The organism is Streptomyces sp. NPDC007264 (genome assembly GCF_042869095.1).
Classification (GTDB): domain Bacteria; phylum Actinomycetota; class Actinomycetes; order Streptomycetales; family Streptomycetaceae; genus Streptomyces.
This window is the reverse complement of the sequence record NZ_JBIAFD010000005.1, coordinates 326263-347178: the sequence shown is the minus strand read 5'-3', so window position 1 is coordinate 347178 and position 20916 is coordinate 326263. Positions and strand designations below refer to the sequence as shown.

Genomic DNA, 20916 nt, shown 5'->3' with positions numbered 1-20916 from the left:
GGGGTCCGGAGACCGCCCGGAGGGGTCTAGAGGACGAGGGACAGCAGCAGGACCAGGCCCCCGGCGACCACGGAGATGATGCACTCCATGACCGACCAGGTCTTCAGGTTCTGCCCGACACTCAGCCCGAAGTACTCCTTCACCAGCCAGAATCCGGCGTCGTTGACATGGCTCAGGAAGAGGGAACCGGCGCCGATGGCCAGCACCAGCAGGGCGGTGTGCGTGGTCGACATGTCGGCGGCGAGGGGCGCCACGAGACCGGCGGCCGAGACGGTGGCCACGGTGGCGGAACCGGTCGCCAGCCGGATCGCCACCGCGATCAGCCAGGCCAGCAGCAGCGCGGGTATGGACCAGTCCTTGGAGATGTCCAGGATCATCCGGCCCACGCCGCAGTCGATCAGCGTCTGCTTGAAACCACCGCCCGCACCGACGATGAGCAGGATGCCCGCGATCGGCGCGAGTCCCTTCTCGACGATCCCCGAGATCCGCTCCTTGCCGAACCCGGCCGGGCGGCCCAGCGTGAAGATGCCCACGATCACGGACGCGAGCAGGGCCGTCAGGGGGGAGCCGATCACGTCGAAGACGCGCTGCACCATCCGCGCCGGGTCGTCGACGACGATGTCGACCAGCGCCTTGGACAGCATCAGCACCACCGGCAGCAGCACGGTGGCCAGCGTCGCGCCGAAACCGGGCCGCCGCTCCAGCTCCTCCGAGGCGCGCGGAGGAATCATCCGGTCGGGGACCGGGGCGTCCACCCAGCGGGCGGCGACCTTCGAGAACAGCGGCCCGGCGATGATCACCGTCGGCACGGCGACCAGCACGCCGAGCGCCAGCGTCACGCCGAGGTCGGCCTTGACCGCGTCGATCGCGACCAGCGGGCCGGGGTGCGGGGGGACCAGGCCGTGCATCACGGACAGGCCCGCGAGCGCGGGAATGCCGATGCGCATCAGTGAATAGTTGCCGCGCTTGGCGACCATCAGCACGACCGGGATCAGCAGCACGATGCCGACCTCGAAGAACAGCGGCAGGCCGATCACCGAGGCGATCAGCACCATCCCCCACGGCATCGCACGGCCTCCCGCCTTCGCGAGGATCGTGTCGACGATCTGGTCGGCGCCGCCCGAGTCGGCGAGCAGCCTGCCCAGGATCGCGCCCAGCGCGATCAGGACGCCCACACCGGCGACGGTCGAGCCGAGCCCGGTGCTGAAACTGGTGATCGCCTTGTCGAGCGGTGCCCCGGCGAACGCGCCGAGCGCGAGCGAGCCGATGGTGAGGGCGAGAAAGGCATGGAGCTTGAACACGGTGATGAGCAGCACGATGACGGCGATGCCCGCCAGTACCGCGATGCCCAGTTGAGCGTGGCCCGCCGAGGTGATCGGCTCGACGGGGTCCGCTGCCAGCATCTCGACGCTGAGTCTGGTCACGGGTGTTCCCTTGGGTGAGGAGAGGGACTCTCGGTTTCGGGTGGGGAGGGTCCGCGCGGCGGCGCCCCTCGAGGGCGGGCCGCGAGGGGGAGAGGGGATTACTGCGAGGGCCGGGCGGAGGGCGGCTCGACGTCACGCAGCGCGTCGAGGGCGCGGGAGGCGATCTCCTCGGGAGTGCCCGAGACGTCCACCACGACCCCGGCCTCGTCCCGCTCCAGCGGCTGGAGCGTGGCGAACTGGGAGTCCAGCAGCGCCGTGGGCATGAAATGCCCCCGCCGGTGTGCCATCCGGTCCTCGATGAGCGGGCGGTCGCCCGCGAGGTGCACGAAGACGAGGTCGGGAGCGGCGGCCCGCAGCCGGTCGCGGTACGACCGCTTCAGCGCCGAGCAACTGACCACCCCGCCGAGGCCCGCCCGCCCGTGCGCCCAGGCGCCGATGGCGTCCAGCCAGGGCCGGCGGTCCTCGTCGCCGAGGGGCGTCCCGGCCGCCATCTTGGCGACGTTGGCCGGGGGGTGGAAGTCGTCGCCCTCGGCGTACGGAACGCCGAGCCGGGCCGCCAGCAGGGGACCGATCGTGGTCTTGCCGGTGCCCGCGACGCCCATGACCACGACGACGTGGGGGGTACTCATCGCTGCCTCGCTGTCTTCGTCCTCGTCGACCTCTGGTGTCGACGACCGATGTCGCACGCCACTGAAACCGATTAGGTACGACGAATTCAAGGCTCTGTGACCAATAAATCTGACTTTTGCGTCCCGTGATCCGCCTCGTACGCTGAGTGCATGACCACACCGGGCCGGGGGCTGCACGGCCGCGTACTCGACACCCTCGGCCCCGCGATCACCGCGGGTGAATACCCGCCGGGCAGCGTCCTGCGCACGGACGAACTCGCCCAGCACTTCGAGGTGTCGCGCTCCGTGATGCGCGAGGCCGTGCGGGTCCTGGAGTCGATGCACCTGGTGGCGTCCCGCCGCAGGGTGGGCGTGACGGTCCGCCCCAAGTCCGAGTGGAACGTCTACGACCCCCAGGTCATCCGGTGGCGGCTGGCCGGCTGCGACCGCCCGCAGCAGCTGCGCTCGCTGACCGTGCTGCGCTCGGCGATCGAACCGGTGGCCGCGGGCCTGGCCGCGCGCAACGCCACCTCCGAGCAGTGCGCCCGGCTCACGGAGTGCGCGCTCGGCATGGTCGCCAACTCACGCGGCCACCGGCTGGAGGCGTACCTCTTCCACGACGTGGCCTTCCACCGGGTGATCCTGGACGCGTCGGGCAACGAGATGTTCGCCCGCCTCGGGGACGTCGTCGCGGAGGTCCTCTCGGGCCGCACCCATCACGACGTCATGTTCGAGGACCCCGACCCGGCGGCCGTCACCCTGCACGTGCAGCTCGCCGAGGCCGTACGGGAGGGCGACGCGGCCCGCGCGGAGCGACTGACCCGCGAGATCACCGTCGGCGCACTGCACGAGCTGGACATCCTGGCCCCCTGAGCGGACACGGCTCGGAGCCTGTGTCCTCGGGCCCGGGCGCGGGGGTGTACACGGGCTCTCAGTCCAGGAACTCCCCGTCCACGTACACCCACGCCCCGTCGACCCGCTCGAACCGGCTCCGCTCGTGCAGCGAGCCGCCGCGGTAGGAGGCCCGGAAGGTCACGGTCCCCGTGGCGTGGAACGCCGTGCCCCCGGTCGTCCCCAGCACCTCCAGCCCGGTCCACCGCATCCCCGGATCGACCTCGAGCCGCGCCGGCCGGGTGCGCGGATGCCAGGTGCGCAGCAGATATCCCGCGTCCCGCCTCACGAAGGCGCTGTACCGCGACCGCATGAGCGCCTCGGCGGTCGGCGCGGGGGCGGCACCGGAGTGGAAACGGCCGCAGCAGTTCTCGTACGCCTCGGGCAGCCCGCACGGGCAGGAACGCATGGTCATGACCGCCATTGTGCCCACCGGCGCCGGGGCCGGGGCCGCCGGCCGGTCCCCGCTCCCGCACCGGCCGGAGCCGCCCGCCCATGCGGTACGCGCCCATCCGAGTCACAGTGGAAGAAGGCCGCACAGCCCTTGTGTCCCGCTGCCTCGCTGCGGCGTGAGGAGGGACGGAAGATGACCCGAGCCGACGGCAGCCGGCCCCCGTCCGCCAAGGAGTGGACGCTGCGCCTGTACCTGTCCGAACACGACCCGGACACCACCGCACGGGTCGTCCTGGACACGGGTGACAACCTGCTGGAGAGCCGCGCGGAGGCCCACCGGAACCCGTACGACCGGGCGGTGCCCGAGATCGGTGACGAACTCGCCGCCGGTCGGGCCCTGATCCTGCTGGGCCGGCAGCTGCTGCGCGACGCCGCAGGTGACATCAGAGCGGTCGGGGCGCCGGAGAGCGCCCCGCCCATCCCGCTCTGGTTCCCTCGGGAATGAGGAGGCGGAATCGTGTTCTTCATGGATCGTCGCGACGCTGGACGGCAACTGGGCGCCCGCCTCCAGCACCTCATGGGCAAGGACGTCGTGGTGCTGGGGCTCCCCAGGGGCGGGGTCCCCGTCGCCCTGGAGGTCGCCGAAGCGCTCGGCGCGCCGATGGACGTCTGCCTGGTCCGCAAGCTCGGCGTGCCCTACCAGCCGGAATTGGGCATGGGGGCGCTGGGCGAGGACGGCGTGCGCGTGATCAACGACCTGGTGATGCGCGAGGCACGCGTCACGCCGGAGGAGCTGGCGCAGGTCGAGGAGCGCGAACGCGAGGTGCTGGAACGGCGCGCCCGACGCTACCGCGGCCGCCGGCCGCCGGCCCACATCGCGGGGCGCACGGTGGTGGTGGTCGACGACGGCGTCGCCACCGGCTCGACCGCACGGGCGGCCTGCCGGATCGCCCGGGCCCGCGGGGCGGCGCACACCGTGCTCGCGGTCCCGGTCGCGCCGCGGGACTGGACCGCGCGACTGAGCGGTGAGGCCGACGAACTCGTCTGCCTCGACACGCCGCGGGACTTCTTCGCGATCGGGCAGTTCTACGCCGACTTCGCGCAGGTCGGCGACGAGGAGGTCGTCGCCTGCCTGGAGCGGGCGGCGCACCGGCCCCACGGAGCCGCCGCCGGCGCGACGGCACCCCGGTCCCGGGAGGTGGAGATCACGGCCGGGCCCGTGCGGCTGCGGGGGAGTCTGACCGTGCCCGAGGCCGCGGACGGGATCGTGCTCTTCGCGCACGGCAGCGGCAGCAGCCGGCACAGCCCGCGCAACCGGTTCGTGGCCGAGGGACTGAACAGGGCCGGGCTCGGCACGCTCCTGTTCGACCTGCTCACCGAGGACGAGGAGCGAGACCGGGCCAATGTGTTCGACACCGGCCTGCTGGCCGGACGACTGACCGACGCCACCGGCTGGGTGCGCGGACAGCCCGAGGCCGAAGGGCTCGCCATCGGCTACTTCGGCGCCAGCACCGGCGCGGCCGCCGCCCTCTGGGCCGCCGCCGAACCGGAGGCGTCGGTGGCCGCCGTCGTCTCCCGCGGGGGCAGGCCCGACCTGGCCGGACCCCGACTGCCCGCGGTCACGGCCGCCACGCTGCTCATCGTCGGAGGCGCCGACCTGACCGTCCTCGACCTCAACCGGGAGGCACAGGCCCGGCTGCGCTGCGAGAACCGGCTCGCGGTCGTGCCCGGCGCCACGCACCTGTTCGAGGAGCCCGGCACGCTGGAGGCGGTGACCGAGCTGGCCCGTGACTGGTTCACCGACCACATGGCGCCGGCCCACGTCTGACGCGCACGCCCGCATGGCGTCGGCCCATGTCTGACGCGCACGCCCGCACGCCCGGACGCGCGCCGCGCATCCGGGCGCTCTCCGCGCATCCGTCCGCTCTCCCCGCACCCGTCCCGGCCCCCGAGGGAGCCGGGACGGGTGCGGACGGGGACGGTGCCGCGCGCTACAGACCCTGCGAGAGCAGCAGTTCGTGAGCCAGCCGGGCTCCCTTGGCCGCCTCCTCCGGAGGAGTGTCCTCCGCGGGGACGTTCTCCAGGCCGTGGGCCAGCGCCCGGACGGCGCCGGCGAGGGTCGCGACCTGCGATTCCAGCCGGCTCAGCCGGGCCTCCGGGCTCAGCTCGCTCTCCGCGCCGGAAGCGGCGGCACGGGTCTCGGTGTCCGGTTCGCTGGAGTGGTGCGTCATCTCGGGCCTCCTTGTCTGGCGGTGGTAGGCCGGGTGGCTACTCGACGGGCGTGATCAGGCCGTAGTGGCCGTCGTAGCGGTGGTACAGGACGTTCCCGCGTCCGGTCTCCTCGTCGGTGAAGAACACGAACGGGAACCCGCTGATGTCCAGCCGCTGCTTCGCCTCGTCCACGCGCATCCGGGGGGCGGGCATCTCGCTCACGGTCAGCGGCACGGCCGCGCCGTCGACCGGCGGGTTGTCGGGGTGCGCCAGGGCGAGCCGGTAGCCGGTCGGGCCGCCCCGGTACACCACACAGTCCTCACCGGTGTCGATGTCGGTGAACAGGTGGAAGCCGTAGTCCATCATCTCCATCTCGAAGGCCGCCTCGTCCAGCGTCTCGCGGGCCAGGGAGAACGACTTGTGCCGGACGACCTGCCGCTCCTCGGCGGGGCGCGGGAAGTAGTCGGGGCGCTGCGCGCGCTCGCTGCCGTGCCGCCACTCGTGCGGCTCCGGGACGGGCATCCGTCCGCGGCGGGCCTGCCAGTGCCGCTCCAGCCGCTGCATGCGTTCCGAGAGCCGGTCCTGGAGCTGGTCGACGGCCTCGGTCATCGTCGGGGCGGCGACATGCGCCCGGGCGAGGCGCCCGTTCACATCCAGGTTCGCCTGGGCCACCGCCGGCCGCTGCATGGCGGGATTCGCCATGTGGGTCAGCTTGACCCGGGCGAACAGGACCGGTTCACGGGTCCGTTCGATGAGTGCCCCCACCTTCTCCCGCGCGTACTCCGTCACGTCCGGCGGCATCTGGCCCTGGGCCTCCACCTGGATGTCGGGAGCCTGCTGTGGTGCCGATCGCTTCATGGCGCCTCCTGTGCTGGAAGGTGTCACCTTCAAGACTTGTCGCCGATCAGTGGGATGTGGAGGGCCGAAGGTCCCCGGCATCGTCGCCGCCAGGGCCCTGAGGTCGGCCGTCACCGTACGGGTGCACCCGCCGTGGACTTCGCACACCGTCCGGAACCGCTCTAGCGTGGGACCATGCACGAGGATGTGGTCACGCTGTTCCTCGGCGGCGACGTCATGCTCGGCCGGGGTGTCGACCAGATCCTTCCGCACCCCGGCGACCCGGTGCTGCGGGAGGCGTACATCCGCGACGCCCGGGCCTACGTCGACCTCGCCGAGGACGCGAACGGGCCGATTCCCCGGCCCGTCGGCTTCGACTGGCCTTGGGGCGAGGCCCTGGAAGCCCTGGACGGCGCCGCGCCCGACGTGCGGGTGATCAACCTGGAGACCAGTGTCACCGGGGACGGGGAGTTCGCGACCGGCAAGGGCGTCCACTACCGGATGAGCCCGGCCAACCTGCCGTGCCTGGCCGCGGCCCGCCCCGACGTGTGCGTCCTGGCCAACAACCATGTGCTCGACTTCGGCCGGCGCGGCCTGGACGAGACACTCGACGCCCTGGCCGGGGCGGGGCTGCGGACGGCGGGCGCGGGCCGGGACGTGGTCGCCGCGAGACGGCCCGCGATCGTCCCCCTGGACGCGGGCGGACGGGTGCTCGTCTTCTCCTTCGGGATGCCCTCCAGCGGGATCCCGCACGGCTGGGCCGCCGGAGAGGAGCGGTCCGGCGTCGACTTCGTCGAGAGGCCGTCGGCCGCCGCCGCGGCAGCGTTCGCCGACCGCCTGCGCCAGGTGAAGCGCCCCGGGGACATCGCGGTCGCCTCGGTCCACTGGGGCCCCAACTGGGGTTACGAGGTCTCCAGCGGAGAGGTCCGCTTCGCCCACGCCCTCGTCGACGCGGGCGCGGACATCGTGCACGGACACTCCTCGCACCACCCGCGCCCGCTGGAGGTCCACCGGGGCCGGCTCGTCCTGTACGGCTGCGGCGACCTGGTGGACGACTACGAGGGCATCGGCGGCTACGAGCACTACCGGGACGATCTGCGGCTGCTGTACCTGGTGTCGGTGGAGCCGGACACCGGCAGGCTGGCGGGCGTGCGGATGGTGCCCCTCCAGGCGCGCAGGATGCGGCTGGAGCATCCCTCGCCCGACGACACCGAGTGGCTGCGCGCCACCCTCGACCGTCACTGCCGGGGCTTCGGCACCGGTATCGACCGGGAGCCTGGCGGCACCTTCGCGCTCCGGACGCTGCGGGGGGCGCGGTCGGGCGGCTGACCGGCACCTCATGCGCCCCGGCCCTTGCGCAGGAACTGGCGCAGCCGGCGCAGCGGCCACGTGTTGATCACGTCGTCCGCGGTGAGCCAGCCCCGCTGCGCGGTGCCGACGCCGTAGCGCAGGTAGGCCAGGTGCAGCACGGAGTGCGCGTCGGTGTCGACGGCGAATTTCACCCCGTGCCGCCTGGCGCGCAGGATGTCCTCGTCGCCCAGGTCGAGTCGGTCGGGCTGTGCGTTGACCTCGAGCGCGGTCCCGGTACGGGCGCAAGCGGCGAAGACCTCGTCCCAGTCGGCGTCGATGCCGGGGCGCTTGCCGATGATCCTGGTGGTCGGATGGCCGATCACGTTCACACAGGGGTTCTCGCAGGCCCGCACCAGCCGCCGGGTCATGGCCGCACGGTCGAGATGGAAGTGGGAGTGCACGGAGGCCACACAGAGGTCGAAACCCTCCAGGAAGTCGTCCGGCCAGTCCACCTCGCCGTCCGGGCCGATGTTCAGCTCGGTGCCGTGCAGCAGCCGCATCCGGTGGTGGGCGCCGTCCAGCGCCCGCAGCCGCTCCCGCTGGGCCAGGATCTTCTCGTCGGTCATGCGCTGCATGTACAGGTTCGGCGCGTGATCGGTGACGGCGTAGTAGGCGTAGCCCCGTTCGGCGGCGGCCGCAACCATCTCCTCCAGCGGGGCGAGGCCGTCGGTGAGGTCGGTGTGGGTGTGCAGGTCGCCCCGGATGTCCCGCTCGGTCACCACCTCGGGCAGTTCGCCGCGCAGTCCGGCCTCGATCTCCCCCCGGTCCTCCCGCAGGGTCGGCGGGATCCACGGCAGGCCCAGCCGGGCGTAGACCTCCTCCTCGGTCCGGGAGGCGATCGCCTTGCCGCTGTCCGCCTCGAACAGCCCGTACTCGGACAGCTTGAACCCGTGGCGGATGGCGATCGTACGGGTGCGGATGTTGTGCGCCTTGGACCCGGTGAAGTACTGCAGTCCGGCGCCCCAGGAGTCGGGCGGCAGCACCCGCAGGTCCACCTGGACGCCCTTCACCGTGCGGATCGACGTCTTCTTCTCGCCGTGGGCGATGACCTCCGCGGTGGACGGCAGCTCGCTGAGCGCGTCCATGAAGGGGCGGGAGCGGTCGGCGGCGACCAGGACGTCGATGTCCCCGATGGTCTCCTTCATTCGGCGCAGGGAGCCGGCGTAGGTGCAGCGGCGGCAGCCGGTCACCCGGGAGAGCTCGGCGACGATGTCCTCGGCCGGGTCCATCGCGATGTGCAGCAGGATGCGGCCGCCCGCCTGCTGCATCAGCGCGATGCCGTGCAGGATGTTCTCCTCCGTCTTCCTGCCGAAGCCCTTCAGCCCCTCCAGCTTGCCCGCCCGGATGGCGTCGGCCAGTTCGTTCACCGAGGAGATGCGCAGGTCCTCGTAGAGCGTCATCGCCTTCTTGGGGCCGAGGGTGGGGATCGTGATGAGCTCCCGCACCCCGGTGGGGATCGCCGCCCGGCGCTCCTCGACCACGGCGACGGTGCCGGTGCGGAAGTACTCGGTCACCTTGTCCGCGATGGACCTGCCCACCCCGGGGATGTCGCGCAGTCCCTTGGCGTCCAGGTGGGAGACGTCGGCGGGGTAGCCGCCGATCGCACGCGCGGCCTTCTCGTAGGCGCGCGCCTTGAAGGCGTCGCCTCCGGTGATGGCGATGAGGTCGGCGTACTCCTGAAGGAGCGCTTCGACCTCCTCGTTGGGCCGGCCCACACTCCGAGTCTAGGAACGTACACGCGGAAGGGACCAACCGGAAGGAACGGGGTAATACGGACTGCGATCGCAGAGTCGCAGTGTGTGGCGGCCGGAAGTCACGGAAGTCCGCGGAGCGTCCGGACGTTGACGCCAGGTATGAAGATCGGCGAAGCGTCCAGGATCAGCGGCGTGAGTGCGAGGTCGTTGCGGTACTACGAGGACGAGGGCTTGATCGTCCCCGGCCGTTTCAGCAATGGGTACCGCGACTACTGCCCGTCGACCGTCGACCGGGTCCTCGCCGTCCGCTCGCTGCTGGAGTCCGGACTGCCCTTGCGATTGATCAAGGAGATCCTGCCCCACCTCACGGACGGACGCGAGGGCGGCGGCACGGACCCGGTGTGCGCGGAGTTCCTTCGCGAGGTGCGGAACTATCGCGATCGGCTCACCGCCCGCATCGCGGATCTCAGTGCTCAGCGGTCAGCACTCGACGCCTACTTGCGGGAGGTCCGATCCACTGACGCCTGATCACCTTGACCTTGACGCAAGTGTGAAGCTTCTACGTTCCGGCACATGGAGATTCACGAACAGCGACACGGCGCCGAGCAGACGATGCGGGCCCTGGTCCAGCGCTCGCACCGCGGGCCGAAGGACCTGAGCCGCACGACCGACCGGCGCCGCCCCGTCCCGGGCCCGGGCGAGTACCTGATCCGCGTCGGCGCCGCCGGGGTCAACTTCGCGGACGTCATGCAGACCCGCGGTACGTACGCGGGAGGCCCACAGGCGCCCTACGTGGCGGGCTTCGAAGCCGCCGGCGAGATCGTGGGCGTCGGACCGGACGTCACATGTCCGCTCCAGGTCGGCAGCCACGTCGTCGGGACCGGTCCGGGCGCCTTCGCGCAGTACATGACGATCCCGGCCGCGCAGGCGCTTCCCGTCCCGTCGGGCTGGACGGACGCCGAAGCCCTCGGCCTGGTGCTGAACTGGGCGACCGCGTTGGCGGCACTGAAGCCGCTGGGCGAGATCGAGGCGGGCGACACGGTGCTCGTCCATGCCGCAGCCGGCGGTGTGGGACAGGCCGCCGTCCGCCTCGCACGTCACTACGGCGCACGGGTGATCGCCACGGCCTCACCGGCCAAGCACGATGCCGTCGAAGCACTCGGCGCCGACGCGGTCCTGGACAGCTCACACCCCGGCCTGGCCGCGGAGATCACCCGCCTGAGCGGAGGCGTGGACCTGGTCCTGGAGTCCGTGGGACGAGCCACATTCCGGGTCAGCCTCGCGGTCACCAAGCCCTTCACCGGACGCGTCGTCGTGTTCGGAGCCGCCTCCGGCGACGCCGGCCTGACCACACACGACCTGGTCTTCGCCCACCAGGTCCAGGTCAAGGGCCTGCACATCGGCGCGCTGGCAACCGCAGCCCCGTCCGTCTACCGCGGGCTGCTCGCCGAGATCGATGCACTCATCGCCGACGGCGTGTACCCGCCGGGCACCCCCCAGGTCCATCCCCTGGCCGACGGGAGGACCGTCCTCCAGGAACTCGGAGCGGGCCGGACCCGCGGCAAGCACGCCCTCGATCCGTGGCTCTGAGCACCGGCTGCGACCGCTGAACCGGCGCCGCCCCGTCGGCCCCGGCGGCGACACGGACCGGGAGCCACGGAAGACCACGGCCCGCCGTCCCGCTCAACGCTCAAGAGGGCCTCGACCGTCAGGTCGAAGCCCTCGTCATCACATCGTCCGCGATGGTGTCCGAGGGGGGACTTGAACCCCCACGCCCGATAAAGGGCACTAGCACCTCAAGCTAGCGCGTCTGCCATTCCGCCACCCGGACCAGGTGTCTGTCGTACCGGGGTCTCACCCGCGGCGACGAAGGAAACATTACCAGGCTTTCGGGGCCGTTCGATCACACCCGGTTCCCGCGTGAACGGCCTGTGACGGGGCGGACGCCCGCTTGGGGCGGGGCCGGGATCGGGGAGAGGATGAGGGGGGAAGCACCGGCAGGGACAGCGGGAGGAAGCAGCGTGACCGAGACGGACACGGCCAGGAGCGTCACCGGCGAGGACGAGGTCGTGGACCTCTGTCGTGAGCTGATCCAGATCGACACCAGCAACTACGGAGACCACTCCGGACCCGGCGAGCGCAAGGCCGCCGAGTACGTCGCCGGGAAGCTGGCGGAAGTGGGACTCGAACCGCAGATCATCGAGTCGCACCAGGGCCGGGCCTCCACGGTGGCGCGCATCGAGGGCGAGGACCCCTCGCGGCCCGCGCTGCTGATCCACGGCCACACCGACGTGGTACCGGCCAACGCGCAGGACTGGACGCACCACCCGTTCTCCGGCGAGATCGCCGACGGGTGCGTGTGGGGGCGGGGCGCGGTCGACATGAAGGACATGGACGCCATGACGCTGGCGGTCGTCCGGGACCGGCTGCGCAGCGGACGCAGACCGCCCCGCGACATCGTCCTCGCCTTCGTCGCGGACGAGGAGGCCGGCGGCACCTGGGGCGCCCGGCACCTGGTCGACCGCCACCCCGGGCTCTTCGAGGGCGTCACCGAGGCGATCGGGGAGGTCGGCGGGTTCTCCTTCACGGTCAACGAGCAGCTGCGGCTGTATCTCGTCGAGACCGCCCAGAAGGGCATGCACTGGATGAAGCTGACCGTGGACGGCACCGCGGGGCACGGCTCGATGATCCACCGGGACAACGCCATCACCGAACTGTCCGAGGCCGTCGCCCGCCTGGGCCGCCACCGGTTCCCGGTGCGCGTGACCAAGACGCTGCGGCATTTCCTCGACGAACTCGGCGACGCGCTCGGCACCGAACTCGACCCGGAGGACATGGACGAGACGCTCGCCAAGCTGGGCGGCATCGCCAAGCTGATCGGGGCCTCGCTGCAGAACACCGCCAACCCGACCCAGCTGGGCGCCGGTTACAAGGTCAACGTGATCCCGGGCCAGGCCACCGCGCACGTCGACGGGCGCTATCTGCCGGGCTACGAGGAGGAGTTCCTCGCCGACCTGGACCGCGTCCTCGGCCCCCGCGTCACACGCGAGGACGTGCACACGGACAAGGCACTGGAGACCACCTTCGACGGTGCGCTGGTCGAGGCCATGCAGACCGCTTTGTCCGCCGAGGACCCCATCGCCCGCGCCGTGCCCTACATGCTCTCGGCGGGCACCGACGCCAAGTCCTTCGCCGACCTCGGCATCCGCTGCTTCGGCTTCGCGCCGCTGAAGCTGCCGCCGGAGCTGGACTTCGCGGGCATGTTCCACGGCGTCGACGAGCGGGTTCCGGTGGACGCGCTGAAGTTCGGCGTGCGCGTGCTGGACCGGTTCATCGACGCGTCCTGAGCGCTATTCGCCCGTGCGTGCGGAGCCCGACCAGGACGGGTGAATGCGACGATACGCTCGTAGCCTCATTACTCCCTCCTCGTTACACGTGATGCGGTCCGAGGCTTGGACCGCTCTTGCCAACAAGGAGGAAGAATGATCAAGAAGGTCGTCGCTGCCGCGGCTGCCACCGGTGGTCTCGTTCTCGCCGGTGCGGGACTGGCCGTCGCGGACGCCGGTGCCCAGGGTGCCGCCGTGCACTCCCCGGGCGTCGTGTCCGGCAACGTCATCCAGGTCCCGGTGCACGTGCCGGTGAACGTCTGCGGCAACACGATCTCGGTGATCGGGCTGCTGAACCCCGCCTTCGGCAACACCTGCATCAACAAGTGACGTTGTGCCTCACCCCGTGAGGGGCCCCACCCCACGCGGGTCTGAGTCCGCCGGCCCCGGAGTGCGTGCCATGCGCTCCGGGGCCGGCCGGTTCCTCCGCGTCCGCGCACAGCGCGCGGGCGCCCCCCGGACCGTTACGGACGGTCCACACCAGCACGACACAGTCGAAGGCAGGGAATCAGCAATGCGACAGGTCACCCGCAAGGGCCTGATGACCGTGGCCGCCGCGACCGGCGTCCTCGCCGTCACCGGCGGCTACGCGCACGCCGACTCGGGTGCGAACGGATCGGCCACCGGCTCGCCCGGCGTGCTGTCCGGCAACACCGTGCAGGCGCCCGTACACGTCCCGGTGAACGTCTGCGGCAACACCGTGAACGTGATCGGGCTGCTCAACCCGGCGTGGAACAACACCTGTGCCAACAGCGGCGGCGGTGGCCACACCGGCGGCGGAGGCGGCGCCCACGCCGGCGGGCACACCGGTGACTCGCCCGGCGTCGGCTCCGGCAACGAGGTGCAGGTGCCCGTGGACGTGCCGGTGAACGTCTGCGGCAACAGCGTCGATGTCGGCGGACTCGGCAACGCGGCGGGCGGCAACGACTGTGCCGACGTCCCCGGCGGCGGCCACTCGACCACCCCGCCCGTCACGCCGCCTCCGGGCGGCGGGCACGAGACGCCGCCCGGAGGCGGTGGCAGCACCCCGCCCGGCACGCCCGGACAGCCGGAACAGCCCGGACAGCCCGGGCTGCCCACCCACCCCGGCACTCCGCAGCAGCCCGGCGTCGGCACCGGTCACCCCAACCAGCCCGGGGCGCACTCCGCCCCCCAGCCCGCCGGCAGCGCACAGCTCGCGCACACCGGGAGCAGCCTGCCGCTCGGCATCCTCGTTCCGACGAGCGCCGGGGCACTGCTCGGCGGTGCGCTGCTCTACCGCCGGGCGCGCGCCGGCATGTAGCCGTCCCCGCGCCCCCGAGGCCGGGACGCCCCACGAGCCGGGACGCCCCACGAGCCGGGTCGGCGCACCACCGCTCGCCCAGCGGCGCGCGGAACGGATCGGGCCCCGCCGACGCGGGGCCCGATCCGTCTCAGTGGCCTGCGCTCACCACGTGGCGCGCACCTGGCGAATGATCCGCCGGCGCAACCGCACCCTGCGGCTGCCGTCCCGCAGCAGGCTCAGGCGGTCCAACTCCCAGTGTCCGTACTCGGCATGGTCCGTCAGCAGACGTGTGGCGTCCTTGCGGGAGACCCCGCGCGGTACGTACACGTCGACAAATTCGTATTCCGGCATCGCATCTATTGTGCGGGCTGGGGCCCGGTACGGATAGCGTCTGCACTATGTCTGATGCTGCGCAGCCCACCGCTGCCGAGGTACGCGCCGCCGCCGAGGCGGTCAAGACCGCGCTCGACCGCCACCTGGCCGCGGTCGAGCGCAGGACGGGCGAGGACGACCCGGCCGTCTACGAGGCGTTCAACGAGCTGGCCGCGGCGGCCGAGGAGTACGACGAACTGCTCTACGACCGCTACGACGAGGTCACACCCTTCGAGATCCCCGGTGCGGAGGAGACGCTGCCGCCGTACACGGGCCCCGAGGAACCGAACGCGCTGAGCGTGCTGATCCGCCGTGACTACACGGTGGCGGAACCGCAGCGACTGCTGGCGCAGGCGGAGCGTGTGGAGGCGGCGGACGAGGACAGCGCGCCGCCGGCGTCGTCGGCCGGCACGGTCCACGGGGCGCTCGGCGTCCTCTTCGGGGAGTTCGAGCCGGACGAGATCGCCTCCCGGCACAAGGAGTTCGGCCTGGAGGAGGGCGACTCCACGCTGTGGGTGACGGCCGCGGACGAACCGGCGGAGCCGGGCGAATGGCTGGAAGACCCCTTCGAGCAGATCGATCCGCAGCGTGTCGTCTGCCGCTTCGACGTCAGCGCCGTCTTCGACGAGGAGACGGAGGACGGCGACCTGGAGGACGACCTCGGACCCGATCCGGAGTTCGACGGCGAGCTGGAGGACGATGCGGACCTGGAGCCGCTGGACGCGGACCGCTGAGCGACCCCGGCCGACCGCCCCGCGAGAGCGGCGGCGGGCCGGCCGGGGCGGGACGGCGGCCACCGGGCGCTCCGGTGGCCGCCGTCGTCGTCTGCCGCGCCGGTGCCTCAGCCGGGCGCCGGGACCTGGGGCCGGAGCAGCACGGGCAGGCGGGTGGTCCTGGGCTTGGCCGGGACCTCGGCCACGGCTCGCGGCAGCGCCTGCTCCACCCCGAGCACGACGGACAGATGCCCTGCCGCCCGCCCGAAGGCCGTGTACACCCAGGGCCGGGTGAGGGCCTGGGCGGCGTCACCGGGCAGCACCACGACCACCGCGGGCCACCGCTGCCCCACGGCCTGGTGCGCGGTCAGCGCCCATCCGTGCCGCACCGACTGCTCCACCCGCTCCTTCGGTACGACGACGGGGGCACCGGAGCACTCCAGGTGCAGCCCCTCCGCGTCGGCCCTGACGACGCGGCCCGGCAGCGCACGGCCCGGGGCGGGGGAGTGGACGATCCGGTCTCCGGGGTCGAAGCCGCCGAAGCGGCCGGGACCCGGGTTGAGCCGTTCCTTCAGCGCCGCGTTCAGGGCGCGCGTGCCCGCCGCGCCGCCATGGCCCGGCGTGATCACCTGGGTGTCCTCGGGCGGGATCCCGATCGCGCGCGGCACCGAATCCGCGACGAGCTGCACGGTCCGGTGCACCGCCTCCCCGGCGTCCCGCACCGGCACGATCACGACCTCCTTGCCGGGCGCGTCGACCTGTGGAAGCTCACCCACGCCGATCGCGGAGACCAGCTCGCCGATCGGGCCGGGATCGGGCGTCCGGGAGGCGATCCGGGGGCACACACCGGCGGCGAGCACGTCGGCGAAGACCCGCCCGGGACCGGCCGACCACAGCACGCCCGGATCGCCGCTGAGCACCAGGCGGGCACCGTCGGGCAGCGACTCGGTGAGCAGGGCCGCCGTCTCGACGTCGAGCTGCGGCGCGTCGAGCACGATGAGCAGATCGAGGTCCAGGGCACCGTCCGCGTCCCGGCCGGGGCCCTCCGTACCGGACAGCAGACCCGCCACCGTCGCGACCGCCGGGCGCGGCTCCTCAGGAGCCGGGGGCAGGCCGGACCCGCCGATGAGGGCCGCGAACAGCGTGCGGCCGGCCGGGCTGTGCGTGGCGGCCCAGGCGCGCACTCCGAGTTCGCGCGCCGCGCACAGCAGCGCCGCCGGCTCGGCGCGCGACGCCTCCCCGCCCGTGTGGACGACCAGGCCGTGGCCGGCGGCCGCGCGGATCAGCTCCGCCGCGGAGCCGCGCGCCGACCGGGCCGCCCGCTCCCAGCCCTCGGCCGAACCGTCGTCCTTCGGCACCGAGCCGACCAGCCGTGCCAGTCCGTCGGCGAGGCTCTCCTCCGCCAGCGCGTACCGCTCCAGGCCGATCAGCACCCGGACCGGGCGCTCCTCCTCCGACCCCTCCTCCTCGTCGCCACCCGGCGCGGCGGTGTCCAGGGCGTCCTGGAAGACGAGGGCCTCGCCCTCGGCGATCGTGCTCCGCACCGCCGCGTCGGGATCCGGCACCGAGCGCTGGGCGAGTGCGGCCTCGAGGGCCGGGGCCTCCAGCGCCGTGTGCCCCGCGAGGGCCGCCTGCTCCAGCAGCCAGACCGTGACCGCGCGGGCCCGCCGCTCGTCGTCCGGGCGGCACTGCGGACCGAGCAGTGCCCGGGCGAAGGTGTCGGCCTGCTCGGGCCGCACCCCCGGGATCCGCAGCAACCGCCACGGGTCGGCGCGCAGCCGCGCATCCGCCTCCTCGCCGAGGGTCGCGGCGATCTGGGGCGCCAGGCCGTCGGGGGCACCGCCCTCCACCAGCACGGCGCGCACCGCCGCGACGGCCTGGGCGGCGGGAGCCGCCGGGGCCGGGGGCGCCTGGGGCTGCACGCGCCGCACGGGCTCCGGCGCGGCGGGCCGGCGCGGGGTCGGCTCCGGCCCGCTGAAGGCGCTCGCCGCCGGCTTCTCACCGCTCTCCACGGCCCGCACGGCCGCGAGCAGGTCGGCGGCCTTCCCGCTGAGCCTCGCGCCGGCCGCGATCGGCCCCTTCTTCTCCGCCTTGCGCCGCTCGATCCGCTCCCGCTCGATCCGCTGGGCGGCCAGTTCCGCCTCCGCCTCGGACAGCTGGGGCGAGACGGCCGCACCGTCCCCGGTCCCCACCGCCTCGCCGCCGTCCCCGGCCGCGTCCCCGGAGCCGTCCGCGCCGGAGGCCCCCGCGTCCCCGGAAGAGGCCGGCGCGTCCGCGGAAGAGGCCGGCGCGTCCGCGCCGCCGTCCCCGGTCCGGCCGCCCCCCGTGGCGGCGTCCGCCCCGGTCCCGCCCACCGGGTCCCCGGAGCCCCTGGCGGACGCCGGGCCCCCGCCCGTCTCGCCGGCCGCGCCACCGGCGGTGCCGGCGGCCCCTGCCCCTGCCCCGGCCTCCGGCCGCTCCGGCCCTGGGGCCGTCTCCGTGGTCTCCGGGTCGGTGGTCACAGCGTGCTCCAGTCGTGATCGGGATAGCGGTGCACCGGGGCCGACACGTCGTCCAGCGCCCGGCAGATCTCGTCAGGAAGACTAAGCCTCTCCACTGACAACGCCGCCGTGAGCTGCAGTGCGTTGCGGGCGCCGACGATCGGCGCGACCACCCCCGGCCGGTCGCGGACCCACGCGAGCGCCACCTGGAGCGGCGTTGTGGCCAGCCCGTCGGCGGCCGTCTGCACCGCGTCGACGATGCTGCTCGCGGTGTCGTCCAGGTAGGGCGCGACGAACGGGGCCAGCTGCTCCGACGCCCCGCGCGAGTCGGCGGGCGTCGAGACCCGGTACTTGCCGGTCAGCACGCCCCGGCCCAGCGGGGAGGACGGCAGCAGCCCGACGCCGAGGTCCAGGGCGGCGGGCAGCACCTCGCGCTCCACGCCGCGCTGCAGCAGTGAGTACTCCATCTGCGTACTGGCGATGCGGGTCCGTGTGCCCGGCGCCGCCAGCTGCCATGTCGCCGCCTTGGCGAGCTGCCAGCCGCAGAAGTTGGAGACGCCCGCGTACCGCACGCGTCCGCTGGTGACCGCCAGGTCCAGGGCCTGCAGCGTCTCCTCCAGCGGGGTGTGCGGGTCGAAGGCGTGGATGTGCCACAGGTCGACATGGTCCGTGCCGAGGCGGGCGAGGGAGGCGTCCAGCGCGGCGAGCAGGTGGCCGCGTGAACCGTCGAAGCGGCGGTCGGGATCGGGCACGCTCCCCGCCTTCGTCGAGATGATGAGGTCCCGGCGTGGCACCAGCCCGTCCATGAGCCGCCCGAGCAGATACTCGGCCTCCCCGTCCCCGTACACGTCCGCCGTGTCGACGAGGGTGCCGCCGGCCTCCCAGAACGCCTTCAGCTGGTCCGCGGCGTCATGCTCGTCCGTGTCGCGGCCCCAGGTCAGGGTGCCGAGACCGATCCGGGACACACGAAGGCCGGTACGGCCGAGATGCCTCTGCTCCATGAACGCCGACATTACTGGCCGGAACTGGTGGTGCGGGGAGGCTGTGGACAACCGGTCGTCCCAGGCCCGCCGCTCGTGGCTCCGCTCTCCCCTCAGGGCGGGCCGCCGCGCTAAGGTCTGCCGACAAGGGACGTTACTGATCGGTAAGGGGAATGGGCCATGCAGCTCGGTATCAACCTCGGCTACTGGGGTGCCGGAATGGACACGGACAACCTGGCCGTGGCCCGGGAAGCCGACCGGCTCGGGTACGCGGTGTGCTGGGCCGCGGAGGCGTACGGCTCCGACGCGGCGACCGTGCTCGCCTGGGTCGCCGCGCAGACCGAACGCATCGACGTCGGCTCGGCCATCTTCCAGATCCCGGCTCGTCAGCCCGCCATGACCGCGATGACCGCCGCCACCCTCGACTCGCTGTCCGGCGGCCGCTTCCGCCTCGGTCTCGGCGTCTCCGGACCGCAGGTCTCCGAGGGCTGGTACGGCGTCAAGTTCGACAAGCCCCTGGCGCGGACCCGCGAGTACGTCGAGATCGTACGGAGGGCGATGACGCGCGAGCGGCTGACGTACGAAGGCGAGCACTGGACCCTGCCCCTGCCCGGCGGCCCCGGCAAGCCGCTGAAGCTGACCGTGCACCCCCAGCGCGAGCACATCCCGCTCTACATCGCCGCGATCGGCCCGAAGAACCTGGAGCAGACCGGCGAGATCGCCGACGGCGCCCTCCTCATCTTCCCCGCCGCCGAGCACCTCGAGGAGACCGCGATCAGGTATCTGCGCGCCGGGCGTGAGAAGGCGGGCAAGACCCTCGACGGCTTCGACGTGTGCCCCACCCTCCCGCTCGCGCTCGGTGAGGACAAGGACGTCGCCACGCTCGCCGACACCTTCCGCCCCTACACCGCCCTCTACGTCGGCGGCATGGGCAGCCGCAAGCAGAACTTCTACAACCGGCTCGCCCAGCGCATGGGCTACGAGCAGGCGGCCGCCGAGATCCAGGACAAGTACCTGTCCGGCGACAAGCAGGGCGCCGCCGCCGCCGTCCCCCACGAGCTGATCGACCGGACCACCCTGCTGGGCTCCGTGGACCGCATCGCCGACCGGATGAAGGCGTACGCGGCCGCAGGCGTCACCACCCTCACGCTGGCGCCCGCCGGTTTCACGCTGGAGGAGCGGATCGCCGCGCTCCGGGCCGGGACCGAGGCCCTGGAGCGGGCCGGGCTGGCCTGACCGCAGGAAAGGGTCTCCACGGCCGTGGTGGGGGCTCGGGGGTCCTCCCCGCCACGGCCGTCACCGGGAACAACGCGCCGGCGTGCCACGGGTTACGCGGTGGCGGACGCCGGGTCACGCGGCGGCGCGGCCCGGGGCGCCCGGCGGGCCGGCCCTCCGCGTCCTCCGTTCGGCCCAGTCGCCGGCCCCTCGTGTTGCCGCCTCCCTGGCACCGCATTTGACTCGTTCTTTGCGGATCCTGCAGAGAGGTGCCAGTGATGCTTTCGGCCAAGAGCGTGTTCCAGGAGATCTTCGACAACGACGAGTCGTTCCGGCTCTTCTGCTCCATCGCCGCCAGCGGCGAGGCACAGGGCGGCTGGGAGAACGGACGCATCGCCACGCTGGTGCCGGCCGGTGAACGCGACCTCGCGCCCAAGATCGCCCGGCACGGCGCCGACGAGGACAAGCACGGGCGGCTCTTCAACGCCCTGATGAGGAAACGCGGCCTGGAACCCGTCGAGGTGCCTCCCGAGACCGACTACACGATGCTCCTGGAGAAGCACGGGATGGGGCTCGCCCACGAGAAGCTGCGGGGCGACCGGCCGCTGACCGTGCAGGACATCGTCACCTACCTCGCCCACAGCAGGGTCACCGAACAGCGAGCCTCGGAACAGATGCGGCTGCTGCGCAAGAACTTCGCCGCCCATCCGGACGTGGGGCGGGCGGTCAGGATGATCTCGGACGACGAGGACAACCACCTCGCCTACTGCCACGAGGAGCTGTTGCGCCTCGCGCGCGCCGGACACGGCCGCGCCATCCAGCGGGCGCTGCGCGAGTGCGCCCTGGCCGAGATCCGCATCCACCGGGACGTCGGCCTCGCGGTGACGGCCCGCATGGGGCGCATCCTGCGCTGGCCGCGGGCGAAGACGGCGCTGCTCTCGGCGGCCGTCCACCTGCTGTACGCCTACGAGCGCGTCGGCGGCTGGCGCCGCATGGTCTCGCTGAGGATGCCGGAACGGCGCAACGCCCTGGGCGGCCCCGCCACCACGGCGTCGGACGTCGCCTAGCCGCCGGCGCGCTCCACGCGCACGTGGAGCG

General features: G+C 72.8%; 21 protein-coding genes and 1 tRNA gene. 12 read left to right on the top strand and 10 right to left on the bottom strand.

The features are described from left to right. Positions 1-26: 26 nt before the first annotated feature. Positions 27-1424 carry a GntP family permease gene (locus ACFYMU_RS10935; RefSeq protein WP_388371118.1) on the bottom strand — a complete coding sequence of 466 codons (1398 nt, stop codon included), beginning with the start codon at positions 1422-1424 and terminating at the stop codon, positions 27-29. 98 nt (positions 1425-1522) lie between these two features. Next, positions 1523-2053 carry a gluconokinase gene (locus ACFYMU_RS10930; RefSeq protein ID WP_388371116.1) on the bottom strand — a complete coding sequence of 177 codons (531 nt, stop codon included), beginning with the start codon at positions 2051-2053 and terminating at the stop codon, positions 1523-1525. 150 nt (positions 2054-2203) lie between these two features. Here ACFYMU_RS10930 and ACFYMU_RS10925 point away from each other — a divergent pair, with 150 nt between their 5' ends. Beyond that, positions 2204-2905, top strand: coding sequence for a FadR/GntR family transcriptional regulator (locus ACFYMU_RS10925; RefSeq protein ID WP_388371113.1), 702 nt, complete (start codon positions 2204-2206; stop codon positions 2903-2905). 58 nt (positions 2906-2963) lie between these two features. Here ACFYMU_RS10925 and ACFYMU_RS10920 read toward each other — a convergent pair whose 3' ends face one another. Beyond that, a complete protein-coding gene (locus ACFYMU_RS10920) occupies positions 2964-3347 on the bottom strand; it encodes a YchJ family protein (RefSeq protein ID WP_388371110.1) in 384 nt (127 codons plus the stop codon). 162 nt (positions 3348-3509) lie between these two features. On the opposite strand from ACFYMU_RS10920, the gene ACFYMU_RS10915 reads away from it, so the two are divergent. Both ACFYMU_RS10915 and ACFYMU_RS10910 read left to right on the top strand, forming a co-directional pair. Further along, the gene (locus ACFYMU_RS10915; protein ID WP_388371107.1) at positions 3510-3821 is read left to right on the top strand and encodes a dsRBD fold-containing protein; all 312 of its coding nucleotides are present in this window, start codon (positions 3510-3512) and stop codon (positions 3819-3821) included. Positions 3822-3833: 12 nt separating this feature from the next. Further along, the gene (locus tag ACFYMU_RS10910) at positions 3834-5144 is read left to right on the top strand and encodes a phosphoribosyltransferase family protein (protein ID WP_388371104.1); all 1311 of its coding nucleotides are present in this window, start codon (positions 3834-3836) and stop codon (positions 5142-5144) included. Between the two features lie 163 nt (positions 5145-5307). Here ACFYMU_RS10910 and ACFYMU_RS10905 read toward each other — a convergent pair whose 3' ends face one another. Next, positions 5308-5547, bottom strand: coding sequence for a hypothetical protein (locus tag ACFYMU_RS10905; protein ID WP_388371101.1), 240 nt, complete (start codon positions 5545-5547; stop codon positions 5308-5310). 37 nt (positions 5548-5584) lie between these two features. Next, positions 5585-6385 (bottom strand): HPF/RaiA family ribosome-associated protein, encoded by an 801-nt coding sequence (locus ACFYMU_RS10900; RefSeq protein ID WP_388371098.1) that lies wholly within the window; start codon positions 6383-6385, stop codon positions 5585-5587. 174 nt (positions 6386-6559) lie between these two features. Here ACFYMU_RS10900 and ACFYMU_RS10895 point away from each other — a divergent pair, with 174 nt between their 5' ends. Further along, the gene (locus ACFYMU_RS10895) at positions 6560-7693 is read left to right on the top strand and encodes a CapA family protein (RefSeq protein ID WP_388371095.1); all 1134 of its coding nucleotides are present in this window, start codon (positions 6560-6562) and stop codon (positions 7691-7693) included. A gap of 8 nt (positions 7694-7701) precedes the next feature. Here ACFYMU_RS10895 and polX read toward each other — a convergent pair whose 3' ends face one another. Then, positions 7702-9429: a DNA polymerase/3'-5' exonuclease PolX gene (polX, locus tag ACFYMU_RS10890; RefSeq protein ID WP_388371093.1), complete on the bottom strand. Its 1728-nt coding sequence runs from the start codon at positions 9427-9429 to the stop codon at positions 7702-7704. 138 nt (positions 9430-9567) lie between these two features. Between polX and ACFYMU_RS10885 the strand changes: the two genes are divergently transcribed. Together ACFYMU_RS10885 and ACFYMU_RS10880 are read left to right on the top strand one after the other, a co-directional pair. Then, the gene (locus tag ACFYMU_RS10885) at positions 9568-9936 is read left to right on the top strand and encodes a MerR family transcriptional regulator (RefSeq protein ID WP_388371090.1); all 369 of its coding nucleotides are present in this window, start codon (positions 9568-9570) and stop codon (positions 9934-9936) included. A gap of 45 nt (positions 9937-9981) precedes the next feature. Continuing rightward, positions 9982-10998: a zinc-binding dehydrogenase gene (locus ACFYMU_RS10880; RefSeq protein ID WP_388371087.1), complete on the top strand. Its 1017-nt coding sequence runs from the start codon at positions 9982-9984 to the stop codon at positions 10996-10998. A gap of 153 nt (positions 10999-11151) precedes the next feature. Here the strand turns inward: ACFYMU_RS10880 and ACFYMU_RS10875 are convergent. Next, positions 11152-11239 (bottom strand) — tRNA-Leu (locus tag ACFYMU_RS10875). Between the two features lie 190 nt (positions 11240-11429). On the opposite strand from ACFYMU_RS10875, the gene ACFYMU_RS10870 reads away from it, so the two are divergent. The 3 genes from ACFYMU_RS10870 to ACFYMU_RS10860 all read left to right on the top strand — a co-directional run bounded on the left by ACFYMU_RS10870 (position 11430) and on the right by ACFYMU_RS10860 (position 14076). Further along, complete coding sequence (locus ACFYMU_RS10870) at positions 11430-12755, top strand: M20/M25/M40 family metallo-hydrolase (RefSeq protein WP_388371084.1); 1326 nt, start codon at positions 11430-11432, stop codon at positions 12753-12755. A gap of 135 nt (positions 12756-12890) precedes the next feature. Next, the gene (gene chpH / locus ACFYMU_RS10865; protein ID WP_054239358.1) at positions 12891-13124 is read left to right on the top strand and encodes a chaplin ChpH; all 234 of its coding nucleotides are present in this window, start codon (positions 12891-12893) and stop codon (positions 13122-13124) included. Positions 13125-13308: 184 nt separating this feature from the next. Next, complete coding sequence (locus tag ACFYMU_RS10860) at positions 13309-14076, top strand: chaplin (RefSeq protein ID WP_388371081.1); 768 nt, start codon at positions 13309-13311, stop codon at positions 14074-14076. A 144-nt stretch (positions 14077-14220) separates the two neighbouring features. On the opposite strand, the gene ACFYMU_RS10855 is transcribed toward ACFYMU_RS10860, so the two are convergent. Continuing rightward, on the bottom strand, positions 14221-14409 hold the full coding sequence (locus tag ACFYMU_RS10855; protein ID WP_005485166.1) for a DUF5703 family protein: 189 nt from the start codon (positions 14407-14409) through the stop codon (positions 14221-14223). A 47-nt stretch (positions 14410-14456) separates the two neighbouring features. On the opposite strand from ACFYMU_RS10855, the gene ACFYMU_RS10850 reads away from it, so the two are divergent. Beyond that, positions 14457-15164: a hypothetical protein gene (locus ACFYMU_RS10850; protein WP_388371078.1), complete on the top strand. Its 708-nt coding sequence runs from the start codon at positions 14457-14459 to the stop codon at positions 15162-15164. Positions 15165-15271: 107 nt separating this feature from the next. Here the strand turns inward: ACFYMU_RS10850 and ACFYMU_RS10845 are convergent, their stop codons facing one another. Further along, entirely contained in the window at positions 15272-17644 is a 2373-nt protein-coding gene (locus tag ACFYMU_RS10845) for a helix-hairpin-helix domain-containing protein (protein ID WP_388371075.1), read from the bottom strand. After that, entirely contained in the window at positions 17641-18624 is a 984-nt protein-coding gene (locus ACFYMU_RS10840; RefSeq protein WP_388371072.1) for an aldo/keto reductase, read from the bottom strand. The genes ACFYMU_RS10845 and ACFYMU_RS10840 overlap by 4 nt, the downstream gene beginning before the upstream one ends. Positions 18625-18783: 159 nt before the next feature. Between ACFYMU_RS10840 and ACFYMU_RS10835 the strand changes: the two genes are divergently transcribed. Further along, a complete protein-coding gene (locus tag ACFYMU_RS10835; RefSeq protein WP_388371069.1) occupies positions 18784-19839 on the top strand; it encodes an LLM class F420-dependent oxidoreductase in 1056 nt (351 codons plus the stop codon). A gap of 257 nt (positions 19840-20096) precedes the next feature. Continuing rightward, a complete protein-coding gene (locus tag ACFYMU_RS10830) occupies positions 20097-20885 on the top strand; it encodes a ferritin-like domain-containing protein (RefSeq protein WP_388371066.1) in 789 nt (262 codons plus the stop codon). Positions 20886-20916: the final 31 nt, after the last annotated feature.